This is a genomic window from Streptomyces sp. AK08-02 (assembly GCF_033795085.1).
Taxonomy (GTDB): Bacteria; Actinomycetota; Actinomycetes; order Streptomycetales; family Streptomycetaceae; genus Streptomyces; species Streptomyces echiniscabiei.
Window position 1 is genome coordinate 197,675 of the sequence record NZ_JARAZV010000004.1, and the last position, 17,206, is coordinate 214,880.

1 protein-coding gene is annotated in these 17,206 nt (G+C 71.4%); it reads left to right on the plus strand.

Annotated features, from left to right (window positions below; all coding sequences use genetic code 11):
- Positions 1–6: 6 nt before the first annotated feature.
- Positions 7–17,169, plus strand: a complete 17,163-nt coding sequence (locus PV734_RS09615) for an SDR family NAD(P)-dependent oxidoreductase (RefSeq protein WP_319289249.1) — start codon at positions 7–9, stop codon at positions 17,167–17,169.
- Positions 17,170–17,206: the final 37 nt, after the last annotated feature.

Sequence of the window (17,206 nt, forward strand, 5' to 3'; positions counted from 1 at the left end):
TCGAAGATGGCCACGGACGAGAAACTCCTCAAGTACCTCAAGCGTGTCACGGCCGAGCTGCACGACCTGCGGCAGCAGGTCGCGCACAGCGCGGACGAGCCGATCGCCATCGTGGGCATGGCGTGCCGTCTGCCGGGCGGTGTGGCGAACCCTGAGGACCTGTGGCGGCTCGTCAGCGAGGGGCGGGACGGTGTCACCGGCTTCCCGGAGGACCGTGGCTGGGACCTGGACGGGTTGTTCGACTCCGACCCGGACAAGGCCGGAACGTCGTACGTGAACCAGGGCGGATTCCTTTACGAGGCCGGGGAGTTCGACGCGGGCTTCTTCGGGATCTCGCCGCGTGAGGCGCTGGCGATGGACCCGCAGCAGCGGCTGTTGCTGGAGACCTCGTGGGAGGCGCTGGAGCGGGCCGGCATCGCTCCCGGCTCGATCAAGGGCACGGATGTCGGCGTCTTCAACGGCATCATGGGCGTCGACTACTTCTTCGGCGGCAATGTCCCACCGGAGCTGGAGGGCTTCGCCGGGACGGGGGCGGCCGGCAGCGTGGCGTCCGGCCGTATCTCGTACGTGTTCGGCTTCGAGGGCCCGGCCGTGACCGTCGACACGGCCTGCTCGTCCTCCCTCGTCGCCCTCCATCTCGCTGCCCAGGCGCTGCGCCGGGGCGAGTGCTCGCTTGCCCTGGCCGGCGGTTCGACCGTGATGGCGACGCCGCACACGTTCGTGGAGTTCTCCCGGCAGCGGGGGCTTGCGTCCGATGGCCGGTGCAAGTCGTATGCGGATGCCGCGGACGGTACGGGCTGGGCCGAGGGCGCCGGTGTCGTGGTCCTGGAGCGGCTCTCGCGGGCACAGGAGCGCGGGCACCGGATCCTGGCGGTCGTACGGGGTTCCGCGGTGAATCAGGACGGTGCGTCCAACGGCCTGACGGCGCCGAACGGTCTTTCTCAGCAACGCGTGATCCGCATGGCGCTCGCCAATGCGGGCCTGTCCACGGCCGATGTGGATGTGGTCGAGGGGCATGGCACGGGTACGGTGCTCGGTGATCCGATCGAGGCGCAGGCGTTGCTGGCGACGTACGGCCAGGACCGGCCTGTCGAACGGCCTTTGTGGCTGGGTTCGTTGAAGTCGAACGTCGGTCATACGCAGGCGGCTGCGGGTGTTTCCGGTGTGATCAAGATGGTGCAGGCGCTGCGGCACGGCGTGATGCCGCCCACCCTGCATGTCGATGCCCCGTCCTCGGAGGTGGACTGGTCGACCGGCGCGGTCCAGCTCATCGAGCGGCCCCAGCCCTGGCCGGAGGTGGACCGGCCGCGCCGTGCCGGTGTGTCGTCCTTCGGCGTCAGCGGGACGAACGCGCACATCATCCTGGAGCAGGCACCGGAGACGGAGCCCGTGGAGCCGGGGCTGGTCGGAAGCGATGACGGCGTGGTGCCGTTGGTGGTGTCCGCGAAGAGTGCCCAGTCCCTGGCGGGTCAGGCGGAGCGGCTGGCGTCGTTCGTCGGTGCCGAGGGCGCCGGCGCCCTGCGGGACGTGGCGGGTGCGCTGGTCGCTGAGCGGGCGGTGTTGTCGGAGCGTGCGGTGGTGGTGGCCGGTTCGCGTGAGGAGGCGTTGGCGGGGCTTGGTGCGCTGGCGCGAGGTGAGTCGAGTGCTGGTGTGGTCAGGGGCAGCGCCGGGGGTTCGGTTCGTACGGTGGTGGTGTTTCCGGGGCAGGGTTCGCAGCGGGTGGGGATGGGCCGTGAACTGTACGACCGGTACCCGGTGTTCGCGGAAGCCTTCGATGAGGCATGTGCGGCGCTGGACGGTGGGTTGTCGGGGTGGGTGGAGCATCCGGTCAGGGATGTGGTCCTGGGTGGGGCCGGTGATTTGAGTCGGACGGTGTTCACGCAAGCTGGTCTGTTCGCGGTGGAGACGGCGTTGTTCCGGTTGGTGGAGTCGTGGGGTGTGCGGCCGGATGCGGTGATGGGCCATTCGATCGGTGAGATCACGGCGGCTCATGTGGCGGGGGTTCTGTCGCTGGCGGATGCGGCTGTGGTGGTGGCGGCGCGTGGGCGGTTGATGGAGGCGTTGCCGTCGGGTGGTGCGATGGTCGCGGTGGCGGCGTCGGAGGCGGAGGTCGCCGGGCTGCTGGGTGAGGGTGTGGGTCTGGCGGCGGTCAACGGTCCTGCGTCAGTAGTGCTGTCGGGTGTCGAGGATGCCGTGTTGGCGGTGGCGGCGAAGCTGGGGGAGCAGGGTCGTAAGACCAAGCGGCTGACTGTTTCGCACGCGTTCCACTCCGTCCTGATGGAGCCGATGCTCGACGAGTTCGCTGCTGTGCTGTCTCAGGTGTCGTGGTCGGAGCCGGAGTTCCCGGTGGTGTCGAACGTGACCGGGCGGCTTGCCGAGCCGGGGCAGCTCACCGACCCGCAGTACTGGGTCGACCACGTCCGCCGTCCCGTCCGCTTCGCCGACGGCGTGACGGCCGCAGTCGGCGAGGGTGATGTGGTTGTCATCGAACTCGGCCCGGGCGCCGCCCTGTCGGGTGTGGTGGCCGAGTCGGCCGGTGAGCGGGCGACGTGTGTCGCGGCTTTGCGGGACGGTCGTTCCGAGGCGCAGACCCTCCTCACCGCGACCGCCGAAGTCTTTGTTCGCGGGGGATCGGTCGACTGGGCGGGAATGTTGCCGGTCGCGGGTGCCGCGCACCTCGACCTCCCGACCTACGCCTTCGACCACCAGCACTACTGGTTGCAGACCGCTGCTGCGACCGATGCTGTCGCGCTCGGGCAGGCCACTGCCGACCACCCCATGATCGGCGCCGTTGTGGTGGTGCCGGAGACCGGCGGTGTGCTGTGCACCTCCCGCCTGTCGCTGCGTACGCATCCATGGCTGGCCGACCATGCCGTGGGCGACACCGTCCTCATGCCCGGCACCGGACTGGTGGAGCTGGCCGTTCGCGCGGGTGACGAGGTCGGCTGCGGCACACTGGAGGAGCTGGTCATCGAGGCGCCCCTCGTGCTGCCCGAGCAGGGCGCTGTTCGTGTCCAAGTCAGTGTCGGCGGACCGGACGAGACCGGTTCCCGATCCGTCGCCGTCTACTCGACGTCGGAAGAAACCGTCGGGCACCACGAGAGCGATGCCTGGACCCGTCATGTCACCGGCACGCTCACGGCGACCGCCGCTACTTCCGCTCCCAGTTTCGACTTCACCGCCTGGCCGCCCCCCGGCGCCGAGCAGGTTGAGGTCGCGGGTGTCTACGACCTGCTGGCGGCGGCGGGTTACGGCTACGGCCCGGTGTTCCAGGGAGTGCGGGCGGTATGGCGGCGTGGCGAGGAATTGTTTGCCGAGGTGGCGTTGCCGGACGAGCAGCGGGACAGTGCTGCCCGGTTCGGTATTCACCCTGCTTTGCTGGACGCGGCCCTGCACCCGGTGATGCTGGATGTGGCGCTTGCGGATCCGGCGGGTGAGGGCCGTGGTGATGCCGATGCCGGCGTGCATCTGCCGTTCGGCTGGAGCGGGTTACGTCTGCATGCCACTGGTGCTTCCGAGCTGCGGGTGCGTCTGGTGCGGTCCGCCGCCCACACCCTTTCCCTCGAAGCCGCCGACGGGACCGGTGGTCCTGTGCTCAGTCTGCAGTCGCTGGTCTCCCGGCCCGTGCCGGTCGAACAGCTGGGCCGGACGGCGGCCGACGACAGCCGGGACGCTCTGTTCGAGGTGGAGTGGACCGAGTTGGTGGCGACGCCTGGGGCGGTCGTCGAGCCGGAGCCTTCGTGGGCTCTGGTCGCGTCGGCTGAAGACGTGGCTGCTTTGGCCGCCGAGGTTCCGGCGGTGGCCGTTCTGGAGGCCTTCGGTGGTGGGGCCGGCGGTGTCGACGAGGTGCTCGCGCTGACGGGCAGGGTGCTGGGTGTGGTTCAGGCCTGGCTGGCGGAGGAGGCTTTCGAGGACTCCTCGTTGGTGGTCGTCACTCGGGGTGCTGTCCCCGCTGGTGCTGACGGCGATGTCGTGGATCCGGCCGCGGCAGCTGTCTGGGGTCTCGTCCGCACTGCCCAGGCCGAGAACCCCGACCGGATCGTCCTGCTCGACCTGGACCCGGCCGCCGAGGACCCGTTCACCACGGTCCTCGGACGGGCGCTGGCCTGCGGCGAGCCGCAGCTCGCGAAGCGCGGCACTGCGCTGTCCGTGCCTCGGTTCGTCCATGTCAGTGAGCGGATCTTGCAGGTACCCGAAGAGGCGCGTGAGTGGCGGTTGGGCGCTACAGGGGGTGGCACGCTCGACAACCTCGCTCTGCTGCCTGAGCCCGGTGCCGCGGCGCCGTTGGCCGCAGGTCAGGTCCGGGTCGGTCTGCGGGCGTTGGGCATCAACTTCCGCGATGTTCTGATCGCGTTGGGCATGTATCCGGGTGGGGCTGAGCTGGGCGGTGAAGCCGCTGGTGTCGTGCTGGAGGTCGGCGAGGGTGTGACGGATCTGGCCGTCGGCGACCGGGTGATGGGCCTGACAAGCGTGGGGTTCGGATCGATCGCTGTCACCGATCGACGGTATGTCGTCCCGATCCCCGAGGGGTGGTCGTTCCAGCAGGCGGCATCGGTCCCCGTAGCGTTCCTCACCGCCTATTACGGCCTGCGTGATCTGGGCGGCCTGCGGGCGGGGGAGTCGGTGCTGATCCATGCCGCCACCGGCGGTGTAGGCATGGCCGCTACGCAGATAGCCCGGCACCTGGGTGCCAGGGTGTTCGGTACGGCGAGCCCCGGCAAGTGGGCGGTGTTGCGAGAACTGGGCTTCGACGACACGTGCATCGCCTCGTCCCGAACGGCGGAGTTCGAGGAGCACTTCCTGACCGGGACCTCGGGTGCCGGAATGGATGTGGTTCTGGACTGCTTGGCCGGGGAGCTCGTGGACGCGTCGCTGCGGCTGCTACCCCGCGGCGGCAGGTTCATCGAGATGGGCAAAACCGATATCCGGGATGCAGACACCGTCGCCAGGACGTACCCAGGGGTTGCCTACCAGGCATTCGACCTGATTGAGGCCGGTCCTGACCGCATCCAGCAGATGCTCACCGAATTGATGGGACTGTTCGAAGCGGGGGAGCTTACCCCGCTGCCGCGTACCGCATGGGACGTGCGCAGTGCACCGGACGCGTTCCGCTACATGAGCCAGGCCCAGCACATCGGCAAGATCGTGCTGAGCGTCCCGAAACCCCTTGATGCGGAGGGGACGGTGCTGGTGACCGGTGGTACGGGTTCGTTGGGTGCTGTGGTGGCTCGTCACCTGGTGTCCGAGTACGGCGCTCGTCATCTGGTGCTGGCGAGTCGGCGTGGCCCGGATGCGGTGGGTGCGGCGGAACTGGTTGCCGAGCTGCGGGAGTTGGGTGCGGAGTCGGTGGCGGTGGCGGCGTGTGATGTGGCCGACCGGGATGCGGTGGCTGGGCTTCTTGGTTCGGTGTCGGCGGAGCATCCGCTGACTGGGGTCGTGCATACGGCTGGTGTGTTGGACGACGGTGTGATCGGTGCGTTGACGCCGGAGCGGTTGGCGTATGTGTTCGGGCCGAAGGTCGCGGCTGTGGGGCATTTGGATGAGCTGACTCGGGGCATGGACCTGTCGGTGTTCGCGGTGTTCTCGTCCGCGTCCGGGTTGTTCGGTTCGGCCGGTCAGGGCAACTATGCGGCGGCGAACGCCTATGTGGACGCGGTGGCTCACCGGCGGCGGGCGGCGGGGCTGCCGGGTACGTCACTCGCCTGGGGCCTGTGGGAGCAGACCAGCGGCATGACCGCCCATCTGGACGCCGCCGACCAGGCCCGTATGAGCCGTGGCGGCTGGCTGGCCATCGCCCCCGTCGAGGGCATGCGGCTGTTCGACGCGGCCCTGCGGATCCCCACCGCCCTGGCGGTGCCGATCAAGCTGGACCTGCGGGCGTTGCGCGCCGACGCGGCGGCGGGCCGTGGCATCCCGACCCTGCTGCGCGGCCTGGTGCACACCGGCCGAAGGCAGGCACGGGCGGCGGCAGGGGCGAGCGGTGGCGGGCTCGCCGCCCGGCTCGTCGGCCTCGCACCGCAGGAGCAGGAGGCGCTGCTGCTCGACCTGGTCCGCGGTCAGGTGGCGAACGTGCTCGGCCACGCCGGGGTCGCGAACGTCGGAGCGGAGACGGCGTTCAAGGAAGCCGGCTTCGACTCGCTCACCTCGGTCGAGCTGCGCAACCGTCTGCGCGAGGCCACCGGCCTCAAACTGACCGCTACCGTCGTCTTCGACTACCCCACACCGCTGGCGCTCGCCCGCCACCTGGCCGAGGAACTCGGTGACACGGCGGCCGGAGCCGCAGCCGTCCCCATGGGACTGGCGGTCAACCCCGACGAACCCATCGCCATCGTCGGCATGGCCTGCCGTCTGCCTGGCGGAGTCGTGACCCCGGACGACCTGTGGCGGCTGGTGTCGGAGGGTCGGGACGCGATCTCCGGCTTCCCGGAGGACCGCGGCTGGGACGTCGAGGACCTGTTCGACTCGGACCCGGACCGGGCCGGTACGTCCTACGTCGACCAGGGCGGATTCCTCTACGGAGCCGGGCAGTTCGACGCGGGCTTCTTCGGGATCTCGCCGCGTGAGGCCCTCGCCATGGACCCGCAGCAGCGGCTGTTGCTCGAGACCTCGTGGGAGGCGTTGGAGCGGGCCGGCATCGACCCGGCGGCGTTCAAGGGCCGAGAAGTCGGCGTCTTCTCCGGCGTCATGAACCAGGGGTACGGCATCGGCGGCGTCATCGCGCCGGAGCTGAGCGGCTTCACGGCGACCGGCTCCGCGATGAGCGTGGCCTCGGGCCGCATCTCGTACGTGTTCGGCTTCGAGGGCCCGGCGGTGACCGTGGACACGGCCTGCTCGTCCTCCCTCGTGGCCATGCACCTGGCCGCGCAGTCGCTGCGCCAGGGCGAATGCACCCTCGCCGTGGCCAGCGGCGCGACCGTGATGGCGACTCCGCACACTTTCGTCGAGTTCTCGCGGCAGAAGGCGCTCGCTGCCGACGGCCGCTGCAAGCCCTTCTCCTCGACCGCCGACGGAACGGGCTGGGCCGAGGGCGTGGGCGTCGTGGTCCTGGAACGACTGTCGGAAGCGCGCCGCAACGGCCATCAAGTGCTCGCGGTCGTCCGTGGCTCGGCGGTCAACCAGGACGGCGCGTCCAACGGCCTGACGGCGCCCAACGGTCCCTCCCAGCAGCGCGTCATCCGCAGGGCCCTCGCATCGGCCGGCCTGTCGGCGGCCGAGGTGGACGTGGTGGAGGCGCACGGCACCGGGACGGTGCTCGGCGATCCGATCGAGGCGCAGGCCCTGCTCGCCACGTACGGCCGGGACCGGGACCCGGAGCGACCCCTGTGGCTGGGCTCCGTCAAGTCGAACTTCGGTCACACCCAGGCCGCGGCCGGTGTGGCCGGTGTGATCAAGATGGTGGAGGCGCTGCGGCACGGCGTGTTGCCGCCCACGCTGCACGTCGAGGAGCCGACGCCGCAGGTGGACTGGTCGGAGGGGGCGGTCGAGCTGCTGACGGAGGCGCGGGAGTGGCCGGTCACAGGCAGGCCGCGCCGGGCGGGTGTCTCGTCCTTCGGGCTCAGCGGGACGAACGCCCACCTGATCCTGGAGCAGGCGCCGGAGGAGGAGCCTGCGCCGACGTCGGTTCCGGCCGAAGGTGTGGCACCGCTGGTGGTGTCGGCGCGGAGCGCCGGTGCGCTGGTGGGGCAGGCGGAGCGGCTGGCGTCTTTCATCGAGGCCGAGGACGGTACGACGCTGCCGCAGCTCGCGGCGGCGCTGGCTTCGCGGCGGGCGGTGCTGTCCGAGCGTGCGGTGGTGGCGGCCGGTTCGCTGGGTGAGGCGTTGGCGGGGTTGCGTGCGCTGGCGCGGGGTGAGTCGAGTCCTGTCGTTGTCACTGGTGGTGGTGTGGCTGCTGGTCGGACGGTGTTGGTGTTTCCGGGTCAGGGTTCGCAGTGGGCGGGTATGGGTCGTGAACTCCTCGACTCCTCACCGGTGTTCGCGGAGCGGATCGCCGAGTGCGCGGCGGCGCTGGATCGTTGGGTCGACTGGTCGCTCGTGGATGTGCTGCGGGGGGACGCTCCGGCCGAACTGCTGGAGCGGGTCGATGTGTTGCAGCCGGCGAGTTTCGCGGTGATGGTGGGTCTGGCTGCGGTGTGGGCGTCGGTGGGTGTGGTGCCGGATGCGGTGGTGGGTCACTCGCAGGGGGAGATCGCCGCCGCGTGCGTGTCGGGCGCGTTGTCGTTGGAGGACGCTGCCCGGATTGTGGCGGTGCGCAGCCAGGTCATCGCCGGGAGCCTCGCGGGCCGGGGAGGCATGGCCTCGGTGGCACTGGCAGAGGCCGACGTCGCCGAGCGGCTGGAGCGCTGGGCGGGCCGGGTCGAGGTCGCGGCGGTCAACGGTCCGGCGTCGGTGGTCATCGCCGGTGACGCCGAAGCCCTGGATGAGGCACTCGATGTGCTGGCGGCGGATGGTGTGCGGGTGCGTCGGGTCGCGGTGGACTACGCCTCTCACACACGGCATGTCGAGGATATCGAGGAGACGCTGGCCGTCGCGTTCGCCGACATCCGTGCTCAGGCTCCGCTCGTGCCGTTCCTGTCGACCGTGACCGGTGGGTGGGTGCGGGAGGCGGGTGTCCTCGACGGTGGTTACTGGTATCGCAACCTGCGTGGTCAGGTCCGCTTCGGTCCGGCGATCGCCGATCTCCTTGCTGGGGGTCACACGGTGTTCGTGGAGGCCAGTGCCCACCCCGTCCTGGTCCAGCCGGTCAGCGAGATCGTCGACCAGGCGGATGTCGAGGCGGTGGTGGGTGGTTCGCTGCGCCGCGACGAGGGCGGCCTGCGCCGACTGCTGACCTCGATGGCCGAAGTGTTCGTGCGGGGTGTGCCCGTCGACTGGACCGGGGTCCTGCCGGACGGTGCCGCCAACGGTCACGTCGACCTCCCGACGTACGCCTTCGACCACCAGCACTACTGGTTGCAGACCGCTGCTGCGACCGATGCTGTCGCGCTCGGGCAGGCCACTGCCGACCACCCCATGATCGGCGCCGTTGTGGTGGTGCCGGAGACCGGCGGTGTGCTGTGCACCTCCCGCCTGTCGCTGCGTACGCACTCCTGGCTCGCGGACCACGCCGTGGGTGACGCCGTGCTCGTGCCCGGCACCGGACTGGTGGAACTGGCCGTTCGCGCGGGTGACGAGGTCGGCTGCGGCACGCTCGACGAACTGGTCATCGAGGCGCCCCTCGTCCTGCCCGAGCAGGGCGGCGTCCGTGTCCAGGTCAGTGTCGGCGGACCGGACGAGACCGGAGCCCGTACCGTCGCCGTCTACTCGACCCGTGAGGACGCCACCGGCGACACCGCTACCGATGCCTGGACCCGCCATGCCACCGGCACCCTCACGGCGACCGACACCACTTCCGCTCCCGGCTTCGACTTCACCGCATGGCCGCCCCCCGGCGCCGAGCAGGTTGAGGTCGCGGGCGGCTACGACCTGCTGGCGGCGGCGGGTTACGGCTACGGCCCGGTGTTCCAGGGAGTCCAGGCGGTATGGCGGCGCGGCGAGGAACTGTTCGCCGAGGTCACGCTGCCCGACGAACAGCGGGACAGTGCTGCCCGGTTCGGTATTCACCCCGCTCTGCTGGACGCGGCCCTGCACCCGGTGATGCTGGATGTGGCGCTCGCGGACCCGGAGGGTGAGGGCCGTGGTGATGCCGACGCCGGCGTACACCTGCCGTTCGGCTGGAACGGGCTGAGCCTGCATGCCGCTGGTGCCTCCGCGCTGCGGGTGCGTCTGGTGCGGTCCGCCGCCCACACCCTTTCCCTCGAAGCCGCCGACGGGACCGGCGGCCCGGTGCTCAGTCTGCAGTCGTTGGTCTCCCGGCCCGTGCCGGTCGAACAGCTGGGCCGGACGGCTGCCGACGACAGCCGGGACGCCCTGTTCCAGGTGGAGTGGACCGAGCTGCCCGGCAGCGCGGCCCCGGGCATGGAAATGCCGCCCGCCTGGGTGCCCGTGGCCTCCCCGGACCACGTGGCCATGCTGAACAACGGTGCGGGCGTACCGCCGGTCGTCGTCCTGGACGCTGCTGGTGACGGTTCGGACGACGACGAGACGCTCGCCCTGACCGGTCGTGTTCTGGAGGTCGTCCAGGCATGGCTGGCCGCCCCTGGCCTGGACGAGGCCACGCTGGTCGTGGTCACCCGTGGCGCGGTGCCCGCGGGTGACGCCGCCGACCTCGCGGACCCGGCCGGCGCCGCCGTCTGGGGCCTGGTCCGGGTCGCCCAGGCCGAGCACCCGGACCGGTTCGTGCTCCTCGACACCGATGCCGCACCCGGCACCGACGTCGAACCGGTGCTGGCTGCCGTCCTCGCGACCGGTGAGCCCCAGGTCGCCGTGCGCGGCACCGCACTCTTCGCCCCCCGTCTCGCCCGCTCCGGCCCCGGCTCCGGCACCCCAGTCACCTTCGCGCCGGACGGAACAGTGCTGATCACCGGAGGCACGGGCACACTGGGCGGTCTGGTGGCCCGGCGACTGGTCGCGGAGCATGGCGTACGGCATCTCCTGCTGGCCGGCCGGCGCGGTCCCGATGCCGAGAATGTCGCCGAACTGACGGCCGATCTGACGGAGTCGGGCGCATCGGTGACGGTCGTCGCGTGTGACGTCACGGATCGGGACGCCGTGTCCGAGCTGTTGGCAGCCGTACCGGCGGAGCATCCGCTGACCGGTGTCGTCCACACGGCCGGTGTGTTGGACGACGGTGTGATCGGTGCGCTGACGCTGGAGCGGCTGGCGTACGTGTTCGGGCCGAAGGTCACGGCCGTACGGCATTTGGACGAGCTGACCCGTGAACTCGCCCCGGAACTAAAGGCGTTCGTGGTCTTCTCGTCCGCCGCCGGAGTGTTCGGCTCGGCGGGCCAGGGCAACTACGCCGCGGCGAACGCCTACCTCGACGCCGTGGCGCACCGGCGCCGCTCGGACGGCCTGCCCGGCCAGTCGCTGGCCTGGGGCCTGTGGGAGCAGGCCACCGCCATGACCGCCCACCTGGACGACAGCGACGCGTCGCGCGTGAGCCGGAGCCGGAATCGGGCCCTGACGTCGGCCGAGGGCCTGGACCTGTTCGACACCGCACTGCGCAACGGCGAGGCCCTGCTGGTCCCGATCAAGCTCGACCTACGGTCGATGCGCGCCGACGCGACCGCCGGAGGCGCGGTCCAGCCACTGTTGCGGGGCCTGATACGGGTCGCCCGGCAGACCGCCCGCCCCGCCGCCGAGGGCGAAGTCACCGGTGTCCTTGCCGCCCGGCTGGCCGGACTGACGGCCGACGAGCAGGAAGCACTGCTCCTCGACCTCGTGCGTACGCACGCGGCGACCGTCCTCGGCCACGCCGGGCCAGACGGAGTGCCGGTCGAGACCGCCTTCCGCGAGACCGGATTCGACTCGCTCACCTCGGTCGACCTGCGTAACCGGCTTCGCGAGGCGACCGGCCTCAAGCTGACCGCCACCGTCGTCTTCGACCACCCGACGCCGCTCGCGCTCGCCCGCCATCTGCACGATGAGCTCGGCGTGTCGCCGGAGACCGCGGCCCCGGCATCGCCGGCCATGTCCGTGGCGGCACCAGCCGATCCCGGTGAGCCGATCGCGATCGTGGGTATGGCGTGCCGCCTGCCGGGTGGTGTGGCGAGTCCGGAGGACCTGTGGCGGCTGGTCAGCGAGGGCCGGGACGCGGTGTCGGGCTTCCCGGAGGACCGGGGCTGGGATCTTGAGGGTTTGTTCGACGCGGATCCGGGCAAGGCGGGCACCTCGTACGCCGACCAGGGTGGGTTCCTGCAGGGGGCTGGTCTGTTCGACGCGGGCTTCTTCGGGATCTCGCCGCGTGAGGCGCTGGCGATGGATCCGCAGCAGCGGCTGTTGCTGGAGACCTCGTGGGAGGCGTTGGAGCGGGCCGGTATCGACCCGGGGACGTTGAAGGGCCGGGACGTCGGGGTGTTCTCCGGCCTGATGGGCCAGGGCTATGGTTCGGGCAGCGACGTGCCCGCCGAGCTGGAGGGCTTCGTCACGACCGGGGCCGGCACCAGCGTGGCGTCGGGGCGTGTGTCGTACGTGTTCGGGTTCGAGGGGCCGGCGGTGACCGTCGACACGGCCTGCTCGTCGTCGCTCGTCGCCATCCACCTGGCCTCGCAGTCGCTCCGTCAGGGAGAGTGCTCGCTCGCCCTCGCCAGCGGCGCGGCCGTCATGACCGGCACCGGGGCCTTCGTTCAGTTCTCGCGGCAGCGGGGCCTGGCGGTCGACGGCCGGTGCAAGTCGTACGCGGATGCCGCGGACGGTACGGGTTGGGCCGAGGGTGCGGGCGTCGTCGTACTGGAGCGTCTGTCGGAGGCGCGCAGGAACGGGCACCGGGTGCTGGCGGTCGTACGGGGTTCAGCGGTGAACCAGGACGGCGCGTCGAACGGTCTGACGGCCCCGAACGGCCCGTCCCAGCAACGGGTGATCCGCAAGGCGCTGGCCGCGGTCGGCCTGTCCACGTCGGACATCGACATGGTCGAGGGCCACGGCACCGGCACGGTCCTGGGCGACCCGATCGAGGCGCAGGCGCTCCTGGCCACGTACGGGCGGGATCGCGATCCGGAGCACCCCCTCTGGCTGGGCTCCCTGAAGTCGAACATCGGCCACACCCAGGCGGCCTCGGGTGTCGCCGGCGTCATCAAGATGGTGGAGGCGCTGCGCCATGGCGTCATGCCGCCCACCCTGCACGTGGACGTTCCGTCGTCGCAGGTGGACTGGTCGGCGGGTGCGGTCGAACTGCTCACCGAGGCGCGGGCGTGGCCCGAAACCGGCCGACCGCGCCGGGCGGGCGTCTCCTCCTTCGGGCTCAGCGGGACCAACGCGCACCTGATCCTGGAGCAGGCGCCGGAGGTCGAGCTCGCCGAGCCGGCCGAAGCACCGACCGAGGGTGCGGTGCCCCTGGTCGTATCGGCGAAGAGCGCAGGCGCGCTGGCGGGCCAGGCCGAGCGACTGGCGTCGTTCATCGGCGCCGCTGATGGTGCGACCCTGCCGGAGATCGCGGGGGCGCTGGTCGGGGAGCGTGCGCTGCTGTCCGAGCGTGCGGTGGTCGTGGCCGGTTCGCGTGAGGACGCGCTTGCCGGGTTGGGTGCGTTGGCGCGGGGTGAGTCGGCTGCGGGCTTGGTGACGGGCAACCGGGTTTCGGCTGTTCGTACGGTGGTGGTGTTTCCGGGTCAGGGTTCGCAGCGGGTCGGTATGGGCCGTGAACTGTACGACCGGTACCCGGTGTTCGCGGAAGCCTTCGACGAGGCTTGCGCCGTGCTGGACGGTCAGTTGTCGGGCTGGGTGGAGCACTCGGTCAGGGATGTGGTCCTGGGTGGGGCCGGTGATCTGAGTCGGACGGTGTTCACGCAAGCCGGTCTGTTCGCGGTGGAGACGGCGTTGTTCCGGTTGGTGGAGTCGTGGGGGATCAAGCCGGATGCGGTGATGGGCCATTCGATCGGTGAGATCACGGCGGCTCATGTGGCGGGGGTTCTGTCGCTGGCGGATGCGGCGGTGGTGGTGGCGGCGCGCGGGCGGTTGATGGAAGCACTTCCGTCGGGTGGTGCGATGGTCGCTGTGGCGGCTTCGGAGGCGGAGGTCGCCGGGCTGCTGGGTGAGGGTATGGGTCTGGCGGCGGTCAATGGCCCCGCATCAGTAGTGCTGTCGGGTGTCGAGGACGCCGTGTTGGCGGTGGCGGCGAAGCTCGGGGAGCAGGGTCGTAAGACCAAGCGGCTGACTGTCTCGCACGCGTTCCACTCCGTCCTGATGGAGCCGATGCTCGACGAGTTCGCTGCTGTGCTGTCTCAGGTGTCGTGGTCGGAGCCGGAGTTCCCGGTGGTGTCGAACGTGACCGGGCGGCTTGCCGAGCCGGGGCAGCTCACCGACCCGCGGTACTGGGTCGACCACGTCCGCCGGCCGGTGCGCTTCGCCGACGGCGTCACGGCTGCAGCCGGCGACGGCGATGTGGTTGTCATCGAACTCGGCCCGGGCGCCGCCCTGTCGGGTGTGGTGGCCGAGTCGGCCGGTGAGCGGGCGACGTGTGTCGCGGCTTTGCGGGACGGTCGTTCCGAGGCGCAGACCCTCCTCACCGCGACCGCCGAAGTCTTTGTTCGCGGGGGATCGGTCGACTGGGCGGGAATGTTGCCGGTCGCGGGTGCCGCGCACCTCGACCTCCCGACGTACGCCTTCGACCACCAGCACTACTGGCTCCGGGCCGGCGTCACCACCGATGCGGCGTCCCTCGGGCAGGGCAAGGCCGATCACCCGCTGCTCGGTGCGGTGGTGCGACTCCCGCACTCCAACGGCCTGGTCTTCACTTCTCGTCTCTCCCTGCGTACGCACGCCTGGCTCGCGGACCATGCCGTCGACGGGGTCGTCCTCGTCCCCGGCGCTGGGCTGGTCGAGCTGGCGGTGCGGGCCGGCGACGAGGTCGGCTGCGGCACGCTCGACGAACTGGTCATCGAGGCGCCACTGGTCGTCCCCGCCCACGGCGGTGTCCGCGTCCAGGTCGCAGTCGGCGGCCCGGGCGAGAACGGCACGCGCAGCGTCGACATCTACTCGACCCGTGAAGGCGCGGAAGCCGACTCCACTGGCGGTGAGGCATGGGTCCGCCACGCCACCGGTGTCCTCGGAGCGGTGGCGAAGGCGGCCGTCAGCACGCGGGCCGACTTCGTCACCTGGCCGCCGCCCGGGGCCCAGAAGGTCGATGGGGAAGGCATCCACGCCGACCTGGTCGCCCATGGCTACGAGCACGGCCCGGTGTTCCAGGGCCTGCGTGCGGTGTGGCGGCGCGGCGAGGAGATCTTCGCCGAGGTCGCCCTGCCGGAGGAACAGCGCGACAGCGCAGCCCGCTTCGGCATCCATCCCGCTCTGCTCGACACCGCCCTGCACCCGGTGCTGCTGTCGGGCGCCACGCCGGAAGACCGCGAGCGGACATGGCAGCCGCTTGAGTGGCGTGGGCTGACGCTGCACGCCGCCGGTGCCACGGCACTGCGGGTGCGGATCGCGCCGCAGGGGCCGGACGCGCTGTCGCTGACCGCCGTCGACGAGACGGGCGGGTCGGTCCTGTCGGCCGACGCTGTCGCGCTCCGACCGGTGTCCGCAGCCCAGTTGGAGTCCGCGGCGGGCACCGCGAGCGACGGCGGGCCCGGGCTTTTCCGCGTGGAGTGGACCCCACTCGCAGAGCTGTCGTTCCAGAGCACCGGGGCGGTTGTGGCCGCGGAGGAGTGCCCGGTGACCGTATCCACCCCGGAGGACCTGGCAGGTCTGACCGGCGGGGCGGACGTGCCACCGGCGGTGGTCCTGGAGGCCATCGCCGGCCGGGACGGTGTCGCGAGCGGCGAGGACGAGGGAGTCCTTCCGAACGTGGTCTCGCGTGTCCTGTCGGTGACGCAGGCGTGGCTGGCCGACGAGGCACTGGAGAGTTCCCGGCTCGTCGTCGTGACCCGCGGCGCGGTGCCCGCGGGCGGTGACGCCGCGGTGACCGACCCGGCCGGCGCAGCGGTCTGGGGCCTGATCCGGGCCGCCCAGGCCGAGAACCCGGAGCGGATCGTCCTCCTCGACCTGAACCCGGCGGCGCCCGACTCAACCACCGCCTCCGCCACACCCGGGCCCACCGCCCTCGATTCCGCTCTCCTGGACGCAGTCCTCGCGAGTGGCGAACCACAGGTGGCGGTCGTCGGTACGGCGCTGACCGTGCCGCGCCTTGTCCGTACGCGGGTACAGCAGTCGGGACGGCCTGCCGCCTCCCTCCCCGAACGGTTCCCGCTCGACCCCCACGGCACGGTTCTCGTCACCGGCGGTACCGGATCGCTCGGTGCACTGACCGCCCGCCATCTGGTCGCGGAGTACGGCGCGCGCCACCTGGTCCTCGCAGGCCGGCGAGGACTGGACGCCGACGGCGCGGCGGAGCTCGTGGCGCGGTTGACGGCCGAGGGCGCCGAGGTGTCGGTCGTGGCGTGCGACGTCACCGACCGGGACGCGGTCGCCGAGCTGCTGGCCTCAGTACCTGCCGAGCACCCGCTGACCGCGGTCGTCCACGCCGCCCGGGTCTTCGACGCCGGCCTGATCGGCGAGATGGCCCCGGAACGGCTGGCCCAGGTCTTCGCGCCGAAGGCCACCGCGGTCCGGCACCTGGACGAGCTGACCCGTGAACTCGCCCCGGAACTCAAGGCGTTCGTCCTCATGTCGTCCGCCTCGTCCGTCTTCCTGGGCGCCGGTACCGGCGCCTACGCGGCGGCCAACGCCTACGTCGACGCGGTGGCCCACCGCCGCCGTGCCGAGGGCCTGCCCGCCCTGTCGCTGGCCTGGAGTCTCTGGGCGCAGATCGCCGACCCGGAGCCCACTGCTCCCGACGCCGCCCCGGCGACCGGCCAGGACCGGACCGGGCGCCGCGGCGGCGTGGAACCGCTGACAGCGGTCGAAGGCATGGAGCTGTTCGACGAGGCCCTCAGGGCCTGTGCGGACGACGCCGCTTTTGGCACAGGCCCTGGAGACAGCACAGCCCTCCTCGTACCGGCCAGGCTCGACCTGCGGGCGGTCCGGGCCGACGCCGTGCTCGGCGGGGGAGTCCCTCCGCTGCTGCGCGGACTGGTCCGCCCCGGTCGGCAGCAGGCCCATTCCGGCGGCGGCACCGGCGGCGGACTGGCCGCACGGCTTGCCGGACTTTCGGCCACCGAGCAGCAGGCGCTGCTGCTCGAACTCGTACGAGGCCAGGTGGCGATCGTCCTCGGCCACACCGGTCCGGAACAGGTCAGGCCGGAGACGGCGTTCAAGGACACCGGCTTCGACTCGCTCACCTCGGTCGAACTGCGCAACCGCCTCCGCGGCGCCACGGGGCTCCCCCTCCCCGCCACGGTCGTCTTCGACTACCCGGCGCCGCTCTCCCTCGCGCAGTACCTCCACGGCCGGCTCGACCCCACGACACCGTCCGCGGCCGGAACGCATCCGCTGCTGGCCGAACTGAGCAGGCTCGAAGCCACGTTGGCCGAGACGCCCGCCGACGACTCGGCCCGCGCCCAGGTGGCCACCCGGCTCCAGGGCCTCCTGGCCACCTGGTCGACAGCGAACGGAACCCCGCCCGCCGAGGAGGAACTCGACTTCGACGCCGCCTCCGACGACGAACTCTTCGACCTCATCGACACGGAGTTCGGCAACTAGCAACCGCCGACCCGCCCGCCGCCCCGCAGCCGCTGAC